Source organism: Myxococcus eversor (assembly GCF_010894455.1).
GTDB classification, from domain to species: domain Bacteria; phylum Myxococcota; class Myxococcia; order Myxococcales; family Myxococcaceae; genus Myxococcus; species Myxococcus eversor.
The window spans coordinates 86,022-106,622 of the sequence record NZ_JAAIXY010000011.1 but is presented as its reverse complement, the minus strand read 5'-3'; the positions used below and the strand labels follow the sequence as shown (position 1 = coordinate 106,622).

Sequence of the window (20,601 nt, the reverse complement as noted above, 5' to 3'; positions counted from 1 at the left end):
GTCCCTGACGGACACAAACGGAAACAAGAACCACACAGAGTTGCGCCTGCTTCACATTGAGTCCTGGGAGATTGGTCAGACAACAAGGAAGACCCTGCCTCAATAGGAAGACATGGAAAGCGGCCAAACAGACCCGTCTGACAGGGAAGTCTGGTCTTGGCACCAGCATTGACGGACGACCGACCCGAGGCTTCGGCTGAGGTGGAGTCCAACGAGACCTACACGCTCCATCCGCACGCGAAGTAGGATGTGCGCATGCTCAAGGTCTATGGCTTCTCACGAGTGAACAAGATGGCCCGCACCAGGACCCGCGACCTGCGCGTGCTGTGGGCCCTGGAGGAGATGGGCCTGCCGTACGAGGTGGTGGGGATGGACCATCCGCGGCACGACCTGGATACGCCCGAGTATCGCGCGCTCAATCCGTTCGGACAGATTCCGGCGATCGACGACGATGGCGTGGTCGTCACCGAGTCGGGCGCCATCCTGCTCTACCTCGCCCGCAAGAGCGGCAAGCTGATGCCGCGCGACCTCGCCGGCGAAGCGCAGGTGCTGCGCTGGTGCGTCGCGGCGCTGAATTCAATCGAAGTCCCGCTCCTGAGCGCGTGGTTCGTCGACCTGAACGGCGGCAAGGGCACCCAGGGAAGCAATGCGCTTCACCAGTGGGGGGAGATGCGCCTGAAGCAGCTCGACGGCTGGCTCGCGGGCAGGGAGTTCATCGCGACCGACGCGTTCACGGTCGCGGACCTCTTGATGACGCACGTGCTGGGCGCCGGCATCGACGAGAGTGTCGTCAAGGACCATCCCAACGTGCTCGCCTTCCAGAGGCGCTGCATCGCGCGCCCGGCATGGAAGAAGACGTTCGACGCCTACTGCGACCGCGTCGAAGCGGGCTGAGCGCGGCGCTTCGGGGCGGACCCATTCCTTCTGATGTCACACCTGGAGTCCTCGATCGGGGGCGGCAGAGTGAAGGGCACCGCTGCTCGGCGGCGCGCCGTCTCTCTCAGACTGCTTCAGGGCCACCGGTAACCCCGTCGACTTCACAGGCGACGAACGCTGAGGCGGATGCTGCCCACGTCCTCCGAGGACAGGCCATCCACGACGATGTTGATGGCTTCACCCTCCGACAGCTCAACCTCGACCCGCGTCGGGTAGTCGCTGTTCGCCGGAGTCCCGTCACACACCTTGGCCTGTTCAGGACGGCATGACGCTGGGTAGACCGCGAGCACGGTCCCGATGCTGGAGCCCGCCGTATCAATCCGGTACGTGCCCGCCTCAGGCGCCACCCAGAAATACACCTTCTCCGGGCCCGTCGATCCAAACCCACAGGCGTCGTGGTCGATGCGACTCACACCCGACGTGTTCGCCGTCGTCCAGATCGGCAACGGATCGGTCAGCACGGTGCCTTCGATCCCCTGGCAGTTCGCACGCTCCGTCATCCCCGACGCCGACACACATTCTGGATCGGCGGGGTAGTCGACACGCCCATCCCCATCATTGTCGACGGCATCGGAACATGTCGGCGGCACGGAAGGGTCCTCCTCATCCGCGTCCATTGGGGACTCACACCCTGGCTCATGGGGGTAGTCGATGAGTCCGTCGGCGTCATCATCAACCCCATTGCCGCACTGGAAGGGCATGTCGACCCTCAATGCAAAGTCAGCGGCCTCCCTGCTATCGATGACGACCACGACATGTTCGTGAGCGGCGAGGGATACCACATACTCGGCGGATCCACCTTCCGCCGTGGACTGACACGACGCGAAGCCCTCCCCTCTGCACGTTCCTCTCCGGAGGGAAAGGTATGCAGTGGCAGCGCTTTCAACCCGGAACCGGTAGGCCCCCGGCATGGGAGCAATGAAGTCATAGGCGTTGGCATGTGCGACGGACCTCGACACGCAGGTGCTCACGTACTTGCCTGACTCGAGCAGTCGTCCCTGAATGACCAGCGAGGACAGGGGCAGGTTCGCGGTGGTGAGCACCTCGCCGCAGTAGAACTCGTCGTCATCCGCCGCGCTCATGCACGACGGATCCACCGTCGGGTCCCACGACTGACCAAAGTCGATCTGGCCGTCCTTGAATCCCTCGGGCTCGTTGTCCAACGCGTCACCACAGGCCGGCGCCGGAACGGGATCCGTCTCGTCGTCGTCAGACGGGTCCACGCATCCTGGGTCATTGGGGAAGTCGGACTGTCCGTCCCCATCGTCATCTTCACCATTGCCGCATCGGGGCGATCGACACTGGAACTCCGACGAGGACACCGCTCCACCCGGGTCCACCTGAGGAAAACACCCCTGCCCTTCGCGACACGGAAACCACGGCTGAGAAGGATCGCAGGTGGCATCCGTGTCCAGGAATCCGCTGATCTCAACCTGGCCCACCCCCGCGCCCTCGACCACGGCGTAGATCGGCCCCCGCTGGTCCACCCACAAGCCCGTGGAGACAGCGCGGGTCTCGCCAGCCTGCCGCGCCTGACATGACGCGTCCCGAGTCGAGTTGGCGCAAGCGCTCCGCAATGACAATCCGAGGACCTGCGCATCGCCCGAGAGGGTAATGGAGCCCGGTCCAGGCATGAGGATGCCAATGACGCGGTCCCCCAGCGCAACACCTGGCGACGAACAAACCAACGACTCATCGTCCGAGGCCACTCCGAAGTCGAACGTGAGCACGGCCTGAGTCGTGCTCTCCTCCATGGCTGTCATCAGGTCAATCGGCTCGGAACAGGTCTCTCCCGCCCCATTCTCGGACTCACCCGCGGCGCTTCCGCAGCCGGGATCCTCGGGCCAGTCCTTGCGCCCGTCCCCATCGTTGTCCACATCGTCGGAGCACTCGGGCAGAGGCCCCACGTCTGTCTCATCATCATCTTCCGGTGAGTCACAGCCCGGGTCGTTCGGATAGTCCGCGACGTCATCTCCATCCCCATTGTTCACCCCGTCATCGCACTGCCTGCTCTGGCAGCGATACTCCGGCGATTCCGGCGTGCCCTCGGACTGGCACGTGCCACGGGCGCACGTGAACGCCTCCGAAGACGGAACACACAAGGCCCCAATCCCCAGCTTCGCGGAGCGAATCCTGATCCCCTGGTTGAAGGGCATCTGGGGAATGAAGACCTTCGCGTCTCTCGATAGCGGCCCCGTCGTGAGTTCATAGCTTGCCGAAGAGAACCGGCACGTCACCGCGCCAGTCACCGGCGTGCATCCTTCCATCCCCGTCATGTCCTGGACGAACAGGGTCGGTAGACGATTCGTGGACTCCAGGACGAGGGTCTCGACGGGCCCATCGAATGGAAGCGAATGCCACGACCCCGTGCCAAAGAATGGCGCACCCGTGCAAGGGTTCGTGAAGGACGGATTCACCTGGACACCCGTCGGGTAGAAGTACGACCCCATGGGCATCACAACGGCTCTGCCACAGGATTCCCCTGCCCCCGTGGGGAACACGGGCAGTTCCACGGAGGGCGAGGTTCCAACCAGTCCCAGGGAATCCGTCGCTGTCGCCGCGAACGACACAGCTCCCGCCGTGGCGGGCGTGTACGAGCCCGTCAAGAAGAGCCCTCCCGGGGACACCTCCTGCGCACCTGTCCCCGCGAAGGAGACCCCATTGGCCAGGATGTTCATCGAGCCGAGCGCCCGCTCGTCGAACGCCGTGGCATCGACCCGCATGGGGCGCCCCACGACGCCATAGCTCGGCCACGGGCGAGCCTCGAGCCTGGGCGGAGCATTGACCCCGACCGAATAGGATCTCGTCTCCGTGGCAATCCTGCCGCCCACATCCGTCGCCAGCACACTCACGACGAGTTCTCCTTGCGTGAGCACCAGCGGCCCCACCGTCCCCACGCAGCTGGTCGGAGACGGACAGGTCACGGTCCCCCCGGTGGAGGTCCCATCTGGCAGGGTCGCGACCATCGTCATCCCAGCGATTCCAGACAAGTCGTCCGCGTAGGCGACGATTTCAACCGGATATCCCGCCGCCAGGGGCAGGGACCACCCCTTGGGATCGACGTAGATGTCTGGTGGCCTGTCCTCTTGGACGAAGATCTGGATGTACCGCCGCACCTCATGGCCTGACAGGTCCGTCCCCACCGCCATCAGCACCAGCTCGTCCTGATCCGCCATTCGAGGGTCCGACAAGAGCGGCACCGTGAACGACGCGTCGAGCACATCGCCTTGGACCTCCATGATGTGCGCGGGGGCCGAGCCTCCCTCGATTCGCACGCGATCAATGTAGGTCGCGCCATAGATGGCCCAGACACTCACGCGCTCCAGGTCTCCATCGACATCGGAGGCCTCGACATGAATGGAGGTCGCTGTTCCCTCCATGATGCCGCTCTGGGCATCGAAGACGTCGATCGTCGGGATGGCCACGAGGGGGTTGAGGACATACCTCAGCTCCCCGGTGTCCAGCTTTTGCCCCAGGGTGTCCTCGACGACGACCCGCAGCCACACGGTGTCGCCCGGCAGCTTCGTGGGAATTTCCAGCTCGCAGTCCAACTCGTTCGGGCTGCCACCCCACTGATGGTAGTTGCTCGCGACGACGACCCCGTCAACGTAGAGCCGGAGAACGTTCGGTCCATCATCCACCGCGGACAGATGGATGCGATTCTTCACGGGAGCCACGAACAAGCGCTCCGGCACCCCCTGCAGTTCGCCGGGAACGCCCGTGGTGCGCTCCGCCTGGATGAACCTCGACTGGCGCAGCGACTGACCCGAGCTGTCCAGGACGTCGATGTGCAGGGTCGCCCCACCCTGGAGCTGCGGCGGCATGCGCATCGAGCCTTCGTACCGACCTCCTGAACCTGGGACGGGCGTGAGCAGACCCAGGACCAGGTCATTCACGCTCGCGCTGACGGTATACGGCGGATGTCCGCCCCAGATCCTCGTGGAGACCCTGATGGGCTCTCCCGAACGATACGGGGTGTCATCCCAGGGGCGTTCAATCGCCATCGCGAGCGGCTCCTCGGAGGGAGACACTCCCGCGCGGACAACGCGGCGCTCGGAGACGCCTGTCATTCCACCGACACCCCGGGCGCGAACCTGAAGCGTCCACTCCGTGCCCTGCGCTGAAGACGACGGCACCCTCCACTGGCCCGTGGAGGAGACCCCGGGCTCGATCCGCGCCCAATGCTGGCCGTTCACCAGGAGCTCGGCATCGTCCACCTTCGCGCCAGACGTCCTCGCCTCGAAAGTCACGAGCTCGCCAGGCGCCGTGACGAGCGGCTCCACCGGCCGCACCCACTCCGCGATGGGAGCTGGCAGGATGGCGGGCGCGGCGAAGACTCGCAATCCATCGTGGCCTTGCGCCACCACCACGCTCTCGCCCGCGACCACCGCGTCCCGGGCATCCGGCGCGGCATGCCTCGCCAGCAACACGGGCGAAACAGGCTCGACATCCCAGAGCTGCACATCCTGCTCGGTCGTGACGACCGCCAGACGTCCCGTCATCCGGAGGCGGCGAATGGGCGACTGCGTCCCCGCCGCTCCTCGCGACACCAACCCTCCCGCGCTGTTCAGCGTGTAGACACGGAACCCGGTGGTGCCACCAGCAAGCATGAGGTCACCGTCCAGCGCCACGGCGTGGATGGCCTCGGTCGTCAGGCTCGCGCGACGGAACAGCTCGCCGGTCCGGTCCACCTCGACCACCGTCAAGCCCGCGGCCCCCCGAGCCACGACCGCCCGACGCTCGTCTCCGGCCACGTCCAACACCGACCCCTGCAGGTCGAGTTGCTTGACGGTCAGAACCCCGGGAAGCGCCGCCGTCGAGACGATGCCCGCCCCCACCGACCACAGCCGGCCCGGCCTGACGTGGAACCGGTCCACGACACCCAACGTCGCCAGCCGTGAATCCCGCGAGCTGTCCGCGAAGTACAGGCCATCCGAGGTCCGCTGCGTCAGCACGGACAGCGCGCTCGCATTCAGGAGGAAGGTGTCCGTCCCCAGCTGCTCCACCTGTCGCACCGCGGTCCGGCTCGACACGGCCTGCTGCCGCGCCGGACGGTACGGAAGGCCGACGTCCACCAGTGAGGCGCCATCCAGGCCAGCAGCCACGATGACACCCCGACGGGCCGGCGTCAGGCCCACGACAGCGTCGGTCGTGGCCCACGCTCCCGGGGTGGCAGCGGTCGCCACGTCGGCGACGTTCACCAACGACTTCAAGACGAGCCCGGAGTCCGTGGCGGCCAACAACAGCCCCCCGGAGACGCGAAGCGCATGGGCCGCGAGAGGTTCACGCCCCACAACGCGAGGCGCATGAGGCTCGCGGACGTCCACCACGCGCAGGATGCCGTCGGTCCCCACCACATAGGCACGCCCCTGGCTCACCGCCAGGGCTCGCGCGCCCACTCCCAGCATCACGCTCCCTTGCGCGGTGAGGCTCGAGGTCTCGAGCGCGGCGACATGAACCCCCACGTCCGTCCCCACCACGACAGTGCTCCCCTCCACGTCGACGACGAGAGGTCGTCCCGCGAACTGCGCGGCGAGCGCGGCGACATAGTCAGCCGGAGGCGTCACGCTCACCTGGGTGGCCTGGAGCCACGAGCCCGAGGCATGGAACATCCGCTCACCGGTCACCGCCAGCAACGGCGCGGCCCCCGCCATGGCGGGCCGGTTGACGTAATGGACGAAGCTCGGCACCTCGGGACTCGACAGGTCCAGTTCGAAAAGGCGTGCATCGCCCCTCACCGCGAAGGCTCGACTCGCCGCCTTGAGCGACGTGACATCATTCGTATCGGACCAGCCCACGACTCGCGGCAGCTCGGGCCGGGAGACATCCAGTGCGAAGACCGTCCCCTGCTCGACCGCCACGAGCACGTGCTGCCCCAGGACAGCCAGCTCCCGGGGCGTCCCCTCGACTCGCACCGTCCCCAGTGGCGTGACGGAAGCGTTGGTTCCGGAGTGGACCAGCCGCCCCAGTGAGACGCCCTTCCCGGTCGCGACAGCCACCACGTCGCCCAGCACCGTGACGTCACGCGCCCCCGCGAAGAGCCCCCCGTACACGATGGCCTCCGGGCCCACGACGGGCGCGGTCACCTCTCGCTGCTGGAAGACTTCCTTCAGATGACCCCGAGCATCCGTCGCCCAGGCCTCGATTCGCAGCACGGTCCCAGCAGGCGTCCGAGCCGGAACCGCATAGCTCACGGAACCACCACCCGTCGCCACGACGGTCTCGCCCAGCCTCACGCGCAGGCCCAGCTCCGCCACGTTCCGCGAGTCATCGCTCACCTCCAGCGTCGCGGCGACCGTGGAGCCCGCGGCCACCACCGAGCCAGTCGGCTCCACGTCGAACCGGGTGATGCTCGGGGACGCCGAGTCAGCCGCCACCGTGACCTGGGTCCACGCCACCGACTCACGTCCTTCATCGTCGATCAGCCAGGCGATGATTCGCATGGGGGCACTCGTCACCCCCTCCGGCAGCCAGGGCATCCTGAGCATCGTGAACGCCTCGGGCGAAACGAGGACGCGCTGCTCAACGGCGGCCTCCTCCGTCAGGCCGACGGAGAAACTCAACGTGTACGGGAAGCCCGGAGGCACCTCGCCGGGGAAGTGCGCTGACACCGAGAGGGCCTGCCCCTCGACGACCTGCGCCGACACGGCCTGCAGCGAGAACGGACGCCCCGAAGGCAGGCTGTTCGGCAGGATGCGCACGACCACGGGCGCGGAGATGGCCTGGCGCGTCCCATCGGAGGCGACGGCCTCCAGCGTCACCGCGCGACCATACTCCTCGGTGATGCCGAGCACGGGAACGGACAGCACCGCCTTCAACGACGGAGCGCTCACCGTGACGGAGTCCAGCACCGTGGCTCCGTCCCGCAGCTCCACCGTGACGAACTTCACCCGCGCCGGGTCGACGAACACAGGCACCACTTCCAGGCGCGCGCCCTCCAACACGGAAGGCCGGGCCTGGAGCGAAATGAACTCAGGCCCCGAGGTGGGCTCGGTCAGGTTGACGGTGTCCTCCGCCTTGACGGAGTTGCCGGCCTGGTCATGCACCCACAGCTCAAGACGCGCCGTGGCTCCCGTCAGGGGCAGGTCCACCGAATCAGGCACCTGTCCGTCGAGCACCTCCACGGTCCGACCGTTCACCTTCAGCTCCGCCACATAGGACTGGAAGGCGTCCACGCCATCATTCACCGTCGCGGCCAACGCCACCCGAGCACCCTTCACACCCGTCTCCGGCGCCACCAAGGACACCGCGGGCACTCCCGGACCACGGCCCAGCGGCAAGCGTGACACTCCGCGAGCATTCGCCGCGTAGAGGTCCGCGGCCCCAGCGGCGGCCATGCCCTCGAGCGCGGGGAACTCACCGACGCTGAACGGATAATCCATGGCCGCGCGAGGCTCCGACCTTGCGTCATGGACGAGAAGCCCCTGCGCCGTGCCCAGGACAAGCCACGGCCCCAAGACCGAGGCGGACTGCGCGGGCACCTCGAACCGAGCGTCCGTGGCCCCCAGGCGCGCGAGGGCACCGTCAGCGTCCTCGTAGCAGCGGACAAAGCCCGCTCCGGTGCGAACTCCGACCACGCATGCACGGTCCGGTGCCACGGCCGCGACGAAGGACGCCCCTTCGATAGACTCCGAAAGCCGCGCCTTGGGAGCGTGCGGAACCGAGAGGTCCACGGACTTCAACCGCCCCGTCTCCAGCACCCAGCCCCGCTCCGCATTCGCCGCGAGCGCCTTGACGGGGCCCCCTGACAGACGCCCCATGAGCGCACCCGCCGCCGTCCGCACCTCCAGCCCCTCATCCGTGCCCACCAGAAGCCAGGCACCTCGCGAGGAGGCCACCGCGGTCGGAGGACGGCGCAGCGACACCGTCGTCGTGACCAGGTCAGGCAAGGACAACAGCTCGAGGACGCCCGAGCCCACTCGCTCCAACACCACCGCGAGCCGGTCCTCCACGAAGGCCAATCCAATCGCGCGCCCCTTCAGCTTCCGCGTCCCCAGGACCTCGAAGCTTCCACGAGCGCGAAGTTCGACGACGCTCTCTCCCGCGAGGTCATCACGCAGGACGGCCCAGACATCGCTTCGCGCCGCCACACCGACCACCGGCGCCCCGACCTCTGGCTTCACGCTTTCCGCACCGCGAGCGAAGACCGCCAGTGTCCCCTGCTTCGTCGCCGCGAACCGCTGCGAGCCCGTCTCCAATGCCCCCACCGTGGCAATCACCGGCGCGGCCTCTTCGCCCAAGGGCAATCGGAAGGCGCCCTCTTGCGTCGCGAGGATGGAGGCCCCCGCCACCCGCAGCGAGGCGGTGGAGGTCAGCGCGGCCTCCGTGTCGTCCACTCGCAGGGTGGAGCCACCCAGCCAGACCGGGCCCTCCGGTCTCGTCGAGACAAGGAGCTCGGGGGTCGGCAGCTCCCAATCGCTCACGAGCCAGAAGAACTGCGCGAGCGGTTCGCTTTGCAGCCCGTTCACGTCCGTCGCGCTCGCATGGACGGGGATCCGGTACGGCTGCTCTCCCACGAGCAGTGGGAGCTTGAACACATGGCGCCAGGGAGCATGTGTCAGCGTCACGCGCTGGGTGTCGACGCCCAACGTGACCGAGGCCACACCCGCCGGTGAGACCACGTCGACGACGACCTCCACGGTCCTTCCTTCGATCAGATCTCCCCGGTCCCTCGTCGGCTCGAGCAATGACACGTACGGCTTCGCGGCGCCCGGGGCCGCGGGAACCACCGTGACGTCGAGCAAGGCTTCGCCTTCATTGCCACGACCGTCCCGCGCGACGACCCGGAGCTTGACCTGGGTGTCCTCGTGAACAGTGGGCGCTACCCACCGCAACGGCTCGGGGAGCCCCTGGAAGGAAGCAAGCTCCTTCAGCATCCCGGCGCCCACCCGCTGTTGGAAGACGGTGGTGACGACACGGGTGTCATCGGCGACGGCGACCCGGAGATCCATCGCAGCCCCCGAGGTCATCCTCGCGCCCTGCGACGGCATCCGCCACGAGACGGTCGGACGGGTGACGTCGCGCTCAACCATCACCTGCAGCAGCGTCGGAGGCGACGTCTGGCCTCGTGAATCGACCGCCACGGCGACAAGCTCGTGGAGCTCCGACACGTCACCCGCCAGGGTCAACGAGAGCGTCTCCTCCAGAATCTCCTGCGTCTTCGCGGCGATGGTGATGCGCCGGAGCGGCACGCCGTCGAGGCTCAGCTCGATGGCCCGGAGTTCCTCGGCATCGTCCGCACTCACTTGCAGGGCCAGCGACGCGCCCTCCTTGAGGCTGACACTCGCCTGCCCCGGCTGCGTGAAGCGGACCGACGGCAACCGGTCGCTGGTCAGGTTCACGGTCGCCGACAACGTGCCGACGTTGCCACCACCATCCGTCACCCTGGCCAACAGGCTGGAGGTTCCCCCCGGGGGAACGGCCCGCCACACGTGACGGAACTCGTGTGTCGCGGCATTCGAGACCGAAAGCGGCACCCCGTCCACGAGGAGCTCGACCTTCGCCAGATGGTTGCTGTCGTCCGTCGCCTTCACGACGAAGGCGTACTCGGTACCCACGCCAAGCATGGCATTGCCCACGGGCTCGTTCCGTCCCGCGAAGGCCAGCGACACCGTGGGGTCCACGGTGTCTTCCGCCACGAAGTCATGGGGCGCTGGCGCCGGTCTCTGATTGCCCGCGAGGTCATAGATGTTCGAGAGCGTCAGCCTGTAGGTGCGGACCGAAGGAAGGTCCGCGGCCCCTGGCGGTCGCGTGAACACCACCATCGCGCCCGAAACGCTCACGGTTCCAGGCATGGCGAGCCCTGTCGCGAGGTCCGTCAAGACAGCCGTCGTCGGCGCATCCATCCCCGTCCCCAGGCGCACGGGCTCGTCGAACGTCGCGCTGAACACCTTCTCGTCGCTGGCGACGGCGCCCGCTGGTGCATACGTCGGCTGCTGTGTCGGCGGCCGCAGGTCCCCTCGGTGGAGCGACTGAGTCAACGTCAGGCTGGCCCCCGACTGCGAGAGGAACAGCGGCACCCAGCCTTCGCCTCCCGGAGGAACGAGCACGTCCACACGGCCCGTCGCGAAGTTCATCAACCGCGCCCGGGCTCCATGCTCCGTGAAGCGGACCTCGAGACCGCGCGTGAAGCCGGTGCCCAGCAACGACACCCACTGGCCCCCGAAGTCGACCTTCGACGGAACGACCTCCGAGACGGCGAACGGCGCCGTGTAGACGAAGCCTCCCGGCACGTCCGCGGTCCCCGCGCCACTCACGACGCGCACGCGGACAGGGCCCGCATGCGCCGTGGGCGGAGTCAGGACCCGCAGCTCCGAGGACGAAGCCTCGTGCGTCGGGTCATCCGTCGCGAGCGTGGCACCGAAGAACACCTGTGTTCCCGGAGCGAAGCCCGCTCCCGACAACGTCACGACGGTGCCACCCGCGACCGGACCCTGAGCTGGCACGAGCTCGCTGACGGAAACACCCGGAGCCAGTGCCCCACTGCGCAGCTCGAAGTTCCAGGTGCCACGCAGATTGCCGCCCATGAACGACGTCGGCTTGAGCCCGACACGCGCCGCGTAGACACGGCCCGGGGTCAGCTCGCCCTGCGGCAGGAAGCGCAGAGTCGACCCCGAGCGCGACACGGACGACGCCGGGACGACGGTCTCCCCCTCCAAGATTTCGAGCGTCGAGCCCGAGGCCACGGTAAGCGGCAGCTCGCTCGCGAAGGACACCGTCACCGGAGCCCCGAGCGGTAGCTCCTCGCCCGGACGCGGCGACGTGCGCCACACCGTCGGGTACGGCAACGTGTCGAAGAGCTGGGTACCGGAAGACTGGCTCACCAGTGCGAGGCCATCTCCGAGCAGGGCCTTCGGCGATGTGGACGCGGCGTGGAGGAAGAAGGTCCGCTCCACGAACGGCGCCGACGCCGTGGTGTCAACCCACGAGGCGCGCTCGGTGCCCACGGCCAACAGCCAGGGCCCGGCCAGCGCCAGGGAGCGCGGCTGCGTTCCCACGCCTCCCTGGGCGGTCCAGGAGCCAAGACGCCTCGGCGCCGTCGGGTCCATCACCTCCAGGAGATGCGCGGACGCACCCGTCGCCACGGCGACCCGACTGCCATCCACCACCAGGTCATGTGCCGTACCCGGGAGCCCCTGCACCTCACTCAGCAGATGCAGCGCGCCATCGTCCAAGCTCCGGAGTTCGAGCCGCGAGACCTGCTGTTCCTCCAGCAAGAGCACGAGCGAGGAGCCCACGACACCCAGCCCGGCGATGCGCGCCGGTGCCACGGAGTGCTGTGCCACCACCATGAGCCGGTCTCGCGCCTGCCCCGCGTCTCGCAGCATCGTCAGCACCACCAGCTCACTGCCACCCGACACCGCGACCGTCGTCGCGTCCGGCGTCGCCGCCACCGAGGACAGCGACTGTCCCGCCACCAGCGGCACGCGGTCGACCTCCACGGGGCTGCAACCCACACCAGGCCCACTGCCACAGCTCCCCAGCGCGTAGCGCACCACTTCGCGCTCACCCAGCAACACGGCATGGCTTCCGGCGACAACCAGCGCCGTGGCACCACTCACACCCGGGACACGCCCCAGCTCCAGCTTGTTGCCCGACGTCGACAGGTCGACGGCGACCAACTCACCCGCGCGAGCCTGAAGCAGGGTGCCACCCACGAGCGCGCTCGCGGGGCCGCCGCCCTCCATTTCCTCGCGTCGGGCCAGCGTGAAGGTAAACCCACCCAGGAGCTGGCTCGACACGGAGCCCCCCGCTGTCGGCGTTTCGACTCGCACATCGACGGGTCCCACAATCCCGTCGGGCAGCGTCGCCGTCAGGGTGCCCGACACATCCACCGAGGTGGCGCGGGCGGGGATGCCGGAGAACGTCACGCGAGAGCCCGCGTAGAACCCCTCACCGTGGATGCGAATCTGCTCGCGGCTCATCGTCTCCGCGAAGCTCGGCACCACGCTCGAAATCCTCGGCGCCACCAGATAGCGGTACGCCCCAAGTCGGGACACGCCAAGGCCGTCCAAGTTGACGACTTCAACCGAGGCGGCGCCAACGACTCCAGGCGGCGCGGTGACGGTGATTCGCGTTCCGGCATCGGACACCACGCAGCTCCCCGCCGCCGTGGCCCCCGCGAGCTGTCCACCGATACGAACCTTGCAACCCTCCTTGAAGCCCGTACCGAAGAGATCCACCGTCTCACCCCCCGACGTCAGGCCGTAGCCGGGCGTGACCTCGGCCAGCGTCGGCCTTTCAACCGAGGCCTGTGACGCGGTCTGGAACCGGACCTCCGCGTCCGTCCCCAGCACCCCTCCCTGAACATCGGCGAGTCCACTGCCCACCTTGAGGACGTAGTGCGCCGCCACCTGAAGGTTCGTCGCGGGGTCGAACACCGCGCGAGCCCCGCCCTCGTCGGAGCGAGCCTCGACAGTGCCGGCCACGGGCTGTCCACCCAGGGTCTCCAGGCGGACCTCCGAAAGGGTGGCGGCGCTCGGCAGCTCCGACAGAAGCACCGTCGGCGAGATTCCCACGGGCACCACCTCGCCCTCGGAGGGAATGGTGCCGCGCAGCTCGATGTGGTCCAGCTTCACCGAGGCAATCGTCCCGGCGAGTGCTCCCGAGCCATCCTCGGGAGGCTGGATGGGCAGCTCCACCGCCCGGCCTGCCTTGTCGAGGACGAGCGTCCCCACCAGGAGGTGGCGGTCCATCATCGCCAGCGTGCTGGCATCGCCGTGGACCAGCGCGTGTGAGAGCTTCGTCGGAGAGCCTGCCAGGGGCACGCGGAAGCGCTGCACCTTGCCTCCGCCCGCGGCGACGTAGGCGATTCCGGCGGCCACTCGCGTCTGCTCCGCGGACACCCGCCCGCTGTTCATCACGTCCTCGAGCAACAATGCCCCCGCCATTGAAGGCCGCGCGGGAGTCGACAGGTCGACGATGGCCACCCGGGCCTTCTCTCCGAGCGACACGAAGGCGCGAGCTCCCTCGGTCGTGATGTGGCTCGCGGGTCCCAGCAATGGCAGCTCGCTCACCTTCGCCAGATCTCCCCTGCGCGCATCCAGCACGAGCAGCCGCGCTCCATCAGCGCCTTCGGCCGCGGCGAGCAGGTAGTCACCATGCAGGGCAAGCGCCGTCACCCCTCCCGGGATGAGCCTCTGCTGGGTCAGCCGAGGCTGCTCGGCCTCCGTCGTGCGGTAGGCACGAACGCCCGAGGAGTCCGCGGCGAAGAGCATCTCGCCCCCCACCGCGACGCCCACGGTCGTTCCCGTGCCAGCCAGCGTGTACCTCAACGACGGCGTGGAAGGCCGCGTCACGTCCACGACCTTCAGGCCACCCGTCCCCGCGGCGACGTAGAGCAACGAGCCCGCCTTCACGAGCTGATACGCCCCCGACCTCGAACTGTCCGAGAACATGAGACGCGCCACCTGTCGGACGGCCGTCGGCTCCGAGGGGTCCGCGATGAACAACCCGCCCTGTGCCTGTGCTCGCTCACCACCGCCGGCCACGGCAACGCCCTGAGGGCCTGTCACCTCGACCTCACCGCCGATGGACGCATACACGACGCCCCGGTCCACGACGACGTGGCGCAACGGAGGTGTCTCAAGGCGCGCGACCGCACCCGCGCCATACAGGAAGGGGCGTGGGCTGACGGCGGAGTGCGATTGTGTGCCGCCTGAATGGGTCGGCGTCTGGAGCTGGGCCCTGACCTCCACGAGTCCAGCCGCGTGCGGCGGCGCCACGGCGGTGACGCGCACGGAAGAGTGAACCCGGACATCGAGCGAGGGACTGTCACCGAAGAGGATGCCCATCCCCGGCATGAAGCCCCTCCCAGTGAAGGCCACCTCGACGCCTCCCGACTGACCGGCATGGTCCGGCGTGGGCGCCCCCAGCGTGAGCGGCTCGCGATAGACGAAGCCTCCCAGTCGCGTGGCAACCGCGCCCTCGGGATAGCCGACCTGCACCGCCGCCGGCCCCGCGACCGAAGCGGGCGGAACCTTCACGGTGAGCGCCTCCAGCGCGCCAGCGGTCCACACGACATTGCCCGCGCCAGTGATGGGCTTCCCCCCGATGGAGACGACCCGTCCGGTTCCACCGAAACCCGTCCCCTCGATGCGGACCGTCGTCGTCTCCGTCAACAGCCCGCTGGCGGGCACCACCTTGGAGATGACCGGCTGTGGGCGGCCTCCTGAGTCCACCTGGAACCCGAAGGCGACAGGGCTCGCCAGGGAGCGCGTCACCCCCGACTCCAACAGCAGCGACTTGATGCCATGGGCGGCGAGCGAGACCTCAATCCGCTCTCCTGGCGCGAAGCTCGAATCCGGCGTGAAGAGGAGATACGAACCTCGCGTGCCGGAGAAGATGACCTCGCTCTCGCCACTCACCGTGCGACCCGTGGGGGCCGGATGGGCCCCCGAGAACGCCTTCACCACGAAGCTCGCGGCCTGGAGCGAGCTCTCATCGACGTGCATGTTGAAGTCGATGTGGATCCGCGAATCCACGGCCGCCACCGCACCCTGCGCGGGGAAGTGTCCCACCGCGAGCAGCTCCGTGGGCGAGACCTCGACAATCGTCTCGTTCGCGTCGCGCGTGGCCACCAGCAGGCTGCCGCCGTACCACGTCAAGCCCGTGCCCTCGGCCACGAGGGCCGTGGCCTGGAGCTTCACGGGTTCCGCCTCGTGCTGCGGCGACACGTCGAAGACGTAGAGACGCGTCCCCACGGAGACATAGGCGCGGCCCGAGCGCACCGCGATGCGCGCGCGCAGCAACGCGTCCAGGGGCAGGCCCGCGTCGATCACCACCCCACCCTTGCGTGCGCCCTCCCGGTCGTAGACGCCGAGCCGCAACCCGTTGGCGACTCCGTCACGGATGTTCGACGTGAGGACATAGAAGCGGTCCACTCCCAGGTCGAGCGCGAGGCCGTCCTCCGGATAGAGCGGCGCGGCACGAAGGAACACGGGTTGCGGAGTGGCGAGGTCGAAGACCTGGATCTGCCCGCTGGCCGCTCCTGGCTGCGTCACGCTGACATAGGCCAGCGTTCCCTCGATTCGGACACCCGTGGCGAGGCCACCCGTGGTGGCCCGGCCCACGAAGTACGGACGCTTCAGCTCGGACACGTCCACCACGGAGATGCCCGCCCCCTCGGCGAGCACCGCCAGGTTTCCGCTGACATCCAGACCCAGCACCGCCTGCTCCGTCGCCACGCCGCCCAGACGCAGGGGACGCTCCTCGAGGGTCATGTCGAAGATATCCAGCCCCACCGAGTGGGACGGACCGCTCACGCCGACGAACAACGTGTCACTCACCCGCTTCAGCTCTGACACCTGCTTGGGTGGATAGCCCGGCAGGTCCAGGTTCATGCGGAATGGCATGTCATAGGCGAAGGTCGCCAGCGGCCACCCGTCGGCCCCTGCCTGCCCCTGCGCGGCGTCGACCAGCTTGACGGTGGCAAGCCCTGCCTCGTTGGCGCGTGGCACCGTGAAGCGCACCGTGCGGAGGTCGACGACGTCCACATCCACCGCCGGCGCACCCGCCACGCGGACCGTCATCCCCGGCATCAGCGCATCTCGGTCGAGCACCATCGTGACCCGCGTGCCTCCCGCCACGGGGCCATGGTCTGGAGACAGGGTCGCCTGAGCCTCGGACGCGGTCTCCAGATAGAACAGCGCGGAGTGCAGCTCGGACGAAGGCCCTCCCGGGTGGACGACCTTCACCTCCACGGCTCCCGACCGTTCCGCGCCGGGTGCGGTGAGAGTCAGCGTCGTCCCCTCTCCCGCCACGACACAGCCACCGACCGAGCAGTCCACCACGCGCGGCTCCTGCCCGCTGCCCGTGAAGATGACCCGCTCCGTGCCCGTGAACCCCGTCCCCAGGAGGGTCAGGCCCCCACCCGTGGCGCGTGGAAGGCTCCGCGGCTCGAGGTCGGCCACCAACGGCCGACGGCTGTTCGCCTTGCCTGTCTGGAACGTGGCGGCGAAGGGCAACAACAGGCGCCCGCCAGACTGGTCCGTCACGCCCGTCGTCAGCCGCAGCACATACGACGTCTCGGGCTTCAGCGTGCCCTGCACGCGAACCTTCACGCCATGAAGGCGCGTGTCGAGGTCGTTCTCCACCGTCAGCGTGACACCCACGGGCTGTCCGTCCGCGCCAACCGCCGGAAGCCCGTCGGTGCCCACGAGCTGGACCGTGCCCGGATGGACGCTCGGAGCGTGGATGGGGCGGTTGATCCTGACGAGCAGCTCCGGCCCATCGGGAGGGATGATGGACCCGCGTGAGGGCACCACGTCGGTGATGAACGAGAAGGGAACGACCAGCTCCGTCAGCCGGTCACCGCCCGCCAACACCAGACGGTCCCCGGCGACCGCCGTGTCGAAGGCCACCTCGGTGTTGCCGCCACTGATGAGCTGGGGCGCGCGCGGGTTCGCGACGTCCACCAACACCACGCCGCCTCGATTCGAGGCCACGAAAAGCATGTCCCCCAGGAGTCGCAGTCGCTGCGGCTCACCGGGCGTATTGGAGAGCTCTTCGTCGAAGGGGATGCGCAGGGCGGTCAGCTCCACCGCGCTCGCCGGCTCGGAGACATCGAAGAAGAGCACCCCGAGCTCCGCCGCCGCGACGATGGCCGTGTCACCCACGACCACCACGTCGGTGAAGGTGGCTGGGTACTCCAGCCGCTTCACCCGCGCCGCGCCTGGATGCGCGGACGCGTAGATCTCCAGGGCGCCTCGGGGGGCCGCGCCCTCGGAGTGATACGTCGTGCGCTGTCCGCCCCGTGCACCACCGCCCAGGGAGTACTCGGGCGGCGGAGGAAATGTTCCCTGCGGGTTGGCGCAGTAGTGCACGCCTTCATGGTTGCCGGTGACCACGTAGAGTCGGCCAGCCCCCACCGCCATGCCATACGGCTCGTCCTGCAGGGGAATGCTCCCGACGAGCAACGGGTCTGCCGGATAGCGCGTATCCATCAGCCTCAGCACGCCGGACGTGCCGACCGCGGGCTCCGAGAGGATGCACTGGCCAGCCCCTGGCGGAGGATTGGGCGTCATGCCGTTGAACGCCACCCAACCGCCGACCTGGGTGGGGAGCAGGCGCGTGGCGAGCTGTGGCTCTCCCCACGTCCCGAAACTCGCGCGCCCCAGCACCTCCATGGCAGTGCCCGTCGAGCGCGTCACGGCCAGGCCCGACGCACCATTCGCGACGAGCACCTGCCCACCGCGCGTCGCCACGTCGAGCGAGTCCGGGGTGAGGTCCAGCTCGGGCCACGGAGTCTCGGCGGGCAGATAGCCCGTCAGGATGGCCTGGAGCACATCCACTCGCGAAGTGTCGGGCTCGGCCCGCGCTTCCAGCGACGCCATGGGAGCACCCGCGCGCTGGACGTCGAAGCTCCCCACGACGAACGCGTCGAGGAAGTGGCCCGACGGGTTGTACACGCCCGAGTACTCCGTCCGCAGGCGGTTGCCGCCCACGGACGCACCCGCCGAGGCGTAGAGCATCAAGGGATTGTCCGACGCCACGGCGAGTGACTTCGGCATGAACGAGTTGACCGCGACCTCTCCCGGAGTGGGCGGCGGTGGCAACGGGTCCACGACACCACCGCGTTCCAGGCCATACGTCACCGCCTGGTCGAGAGCGTGCTCTTCGTCCCACACCGCGCTGGTGCCCTCGCCCGAGTTGCGCGGCAGCGAGGACACCACCTTGATTTTCGCATAGCGCTCGAGTGAGTCGAACGAGCCTGGCGGCGCCGTCACGCTCAACTCGGTGGTCGACACGACTGAAACGGACGCGGACTCAAGCCCGCCGACGAAGACCCTGGGCGCGCCCAGGGCGCCATAGGCCCAGGCTGGCAGGAAGCCGTCACCCGTGATTCGCATCTGGCTGTTGCCCTTCGGGTTGAGGAACCGAGGCGTCGCCTTGGCCAGATACAGAGGAGCCTTGTAGAGGAAGGCCCCCGCGCGCCGATCCCACAGGCCCGAGCCAGAGCCCGGCACGAGCTGCCCCTGGGAATCCAGTTCGCCATTGAGGACCACCACGTCGGCGAGCCCTGGGAGCCCCGGCGGGACGTTGACCACCAATCGCGTCGGGTCATGAGGCAACGACAGCTGCACTTCGGCAGGAACGCCGCCGATGAGGACGGTGGTCTTCTCCGCGAAGTTCTCGCCCAGAATCTGAACGAAGGCGTCCCCCTCCGTGGAGGCGACCCGGGGGACGACCTGGCCGAGCACGGGACGAAGGCCATGGGCGGAGGCCGCCGCGAAGCTCACCTCGAAGGGCGACAACAGATGACGCGCATCCGGGGTCAAGAGCGCCGTCGAGACCGAGAGTCGCAAGCTGGCGCCCTGCGGAAGCCGCGACTCCGGACGCAAGCGGATGAGGACCGTGCTGACAGGCTCCGCCTCGCTCCCTGCTTCCAGGTCCACGAGCGGCGATGCCGTGCGCAGCCACTCCTCGCCATTCACGGTCAGCGACACCGCGGCACGAGCGCTCTGGGCAGCCACCGTCGAGGAAAAGGTAAGCAACAGTGACGACAGATCGCGAGGAACGATCTCACCGGCCTTCACGCTCGCGGAGACCAGCGTCAACTCGGCCGCCGGGCCGAACTCCAGGGACCAGCCATGAGCGCCCCGGTCGCGCGCGCTGACCACGCGTCCACCCGCCACGGCCACCCGCTCGGCGGAGCCTCCGCTGGCCCCCGCGACGTGGTGCGACAGCCGGGGGTTCAGCACGTCACTCAGGTCCACCACGGCCACGCCCGCCGCCCCAACGGCCACGTACGCGAGCTCTCCCACCAGTCGGACATCGGACGCGAAGCCCTTGAGCACGTCGGTGCCGAGCGAGGGCCCTCGGTGGATGTCACCGGGCTGGGACACGTCGACCAACACGAGGCCCTCGTTACCAGCAGCCACCACCGCCCAGTGATCCGGACGCAAGCGGACCCGCTGCACGTCGAGCGCCAGGAAATCCTGATGTGTGGGGGCCCGGTCCACGCGAACCGTGTGCAGACGTCCCCCGGTGAAGCGGTGGCCAGGAGTCCAACGTCCGGAGCCCACGACCGCGAGCCCGTCTTCCGCCGCCAGGGCCGAGACCTCGGGGCCGCTGCCTTCCGACCCCAGGGGGGACGGCAACACGTTCATGAGGAAGGGCCTGTGGGTGATATCGAAGCCGCGCAGACCCGCCGAGCCAGCGGCGGCCAGCAGGCGATCCCCACGCGCATCCAGACCGAACACGCCCCCCGCTCCGGAGGACGTCACGGTCACTTCCTGGGGCTCGGCGGGCCGGGAGATGTCCAGTTCGATCACCTGACCCTTGACGTACGTCCCTTGCTCGGAGAACACGCCCGCGCCCACGAAGAGCCGGTCATTCCATTCCGACGTGTAGGAGAGGGAGAGCAGCTCGCCCCCGGCGTAGCTCCACGCTCCGACGATGCGGTCATCCACCCGGTCGCCGTCCTCGTCGATGAGTTCGTTGCGTCGCTCGGGCGGGATGGGCGTTCCCGCGAGCCTCCCCAGGCGATAGAGGCCGGAGAGGTCGACGATCCGCAGGCCCTCCGCGCCCACCATGTAGACATGGTCACCGATGGCCACCATGTCCCGAATCCCCCCCTTGAAGGCGACCGAGGAGTCGGTGGGCTGGTCGAAGACGTACGCCTCCTGCAACGTGTCTCGCGCGCCGTTCGGATGAACCACCGTC

At 68.4% G+C, this 20,601-nt stretch carries 2 protein-coding genes (1 of these 2 cut by a window edge); one reads left to right on the top strand and one right to left on the bottom strand.

The window, feature by feature from the left end:
* Nucleotides 1-255 precede the first annotated feature (255 nt).
* Nucleotides 256-894 (top strand): glutathione S-transferase family protein, encoded by a 639-nt coding sequence (locus G4D83_RS22850; protein WP_163866932.1) that lies wholly within the window; start codon nt 256-258, stop codon nt 892-894.
* Nucleotides 895-1,037: 143 nt separating this feature from the next.
* On the opposite strand, the gene G4D83_RS22845 is transcribed toward G4D83_RS22850, so the two are convergent.
* Nucleotides 1,038-20,601, bottom strand: the 3' portion of a protein-coding gene (locus G4D83_RS22845) for an Ig-like domain-containing protein (RefSeq protein WP_163866931.1). It continues 12,530 nt past the right edge of the window; the window shows 19,564 of its 32,094 coding nt (coding positions 12,531-32,094); its start codon lies off the right edge, out of view; its stop codon occupies nt 1,038-1,040.

What these genes read in the sequence shown, in the direction of transcription:
- G4D83_RS22850 (WP_163866932.1), top strand. Translation starts at nt 256, where the DNA reads ATGCTCAAGGTCTATGGCTTCTCACGAGTGAACAAGATGGCCCGCACC.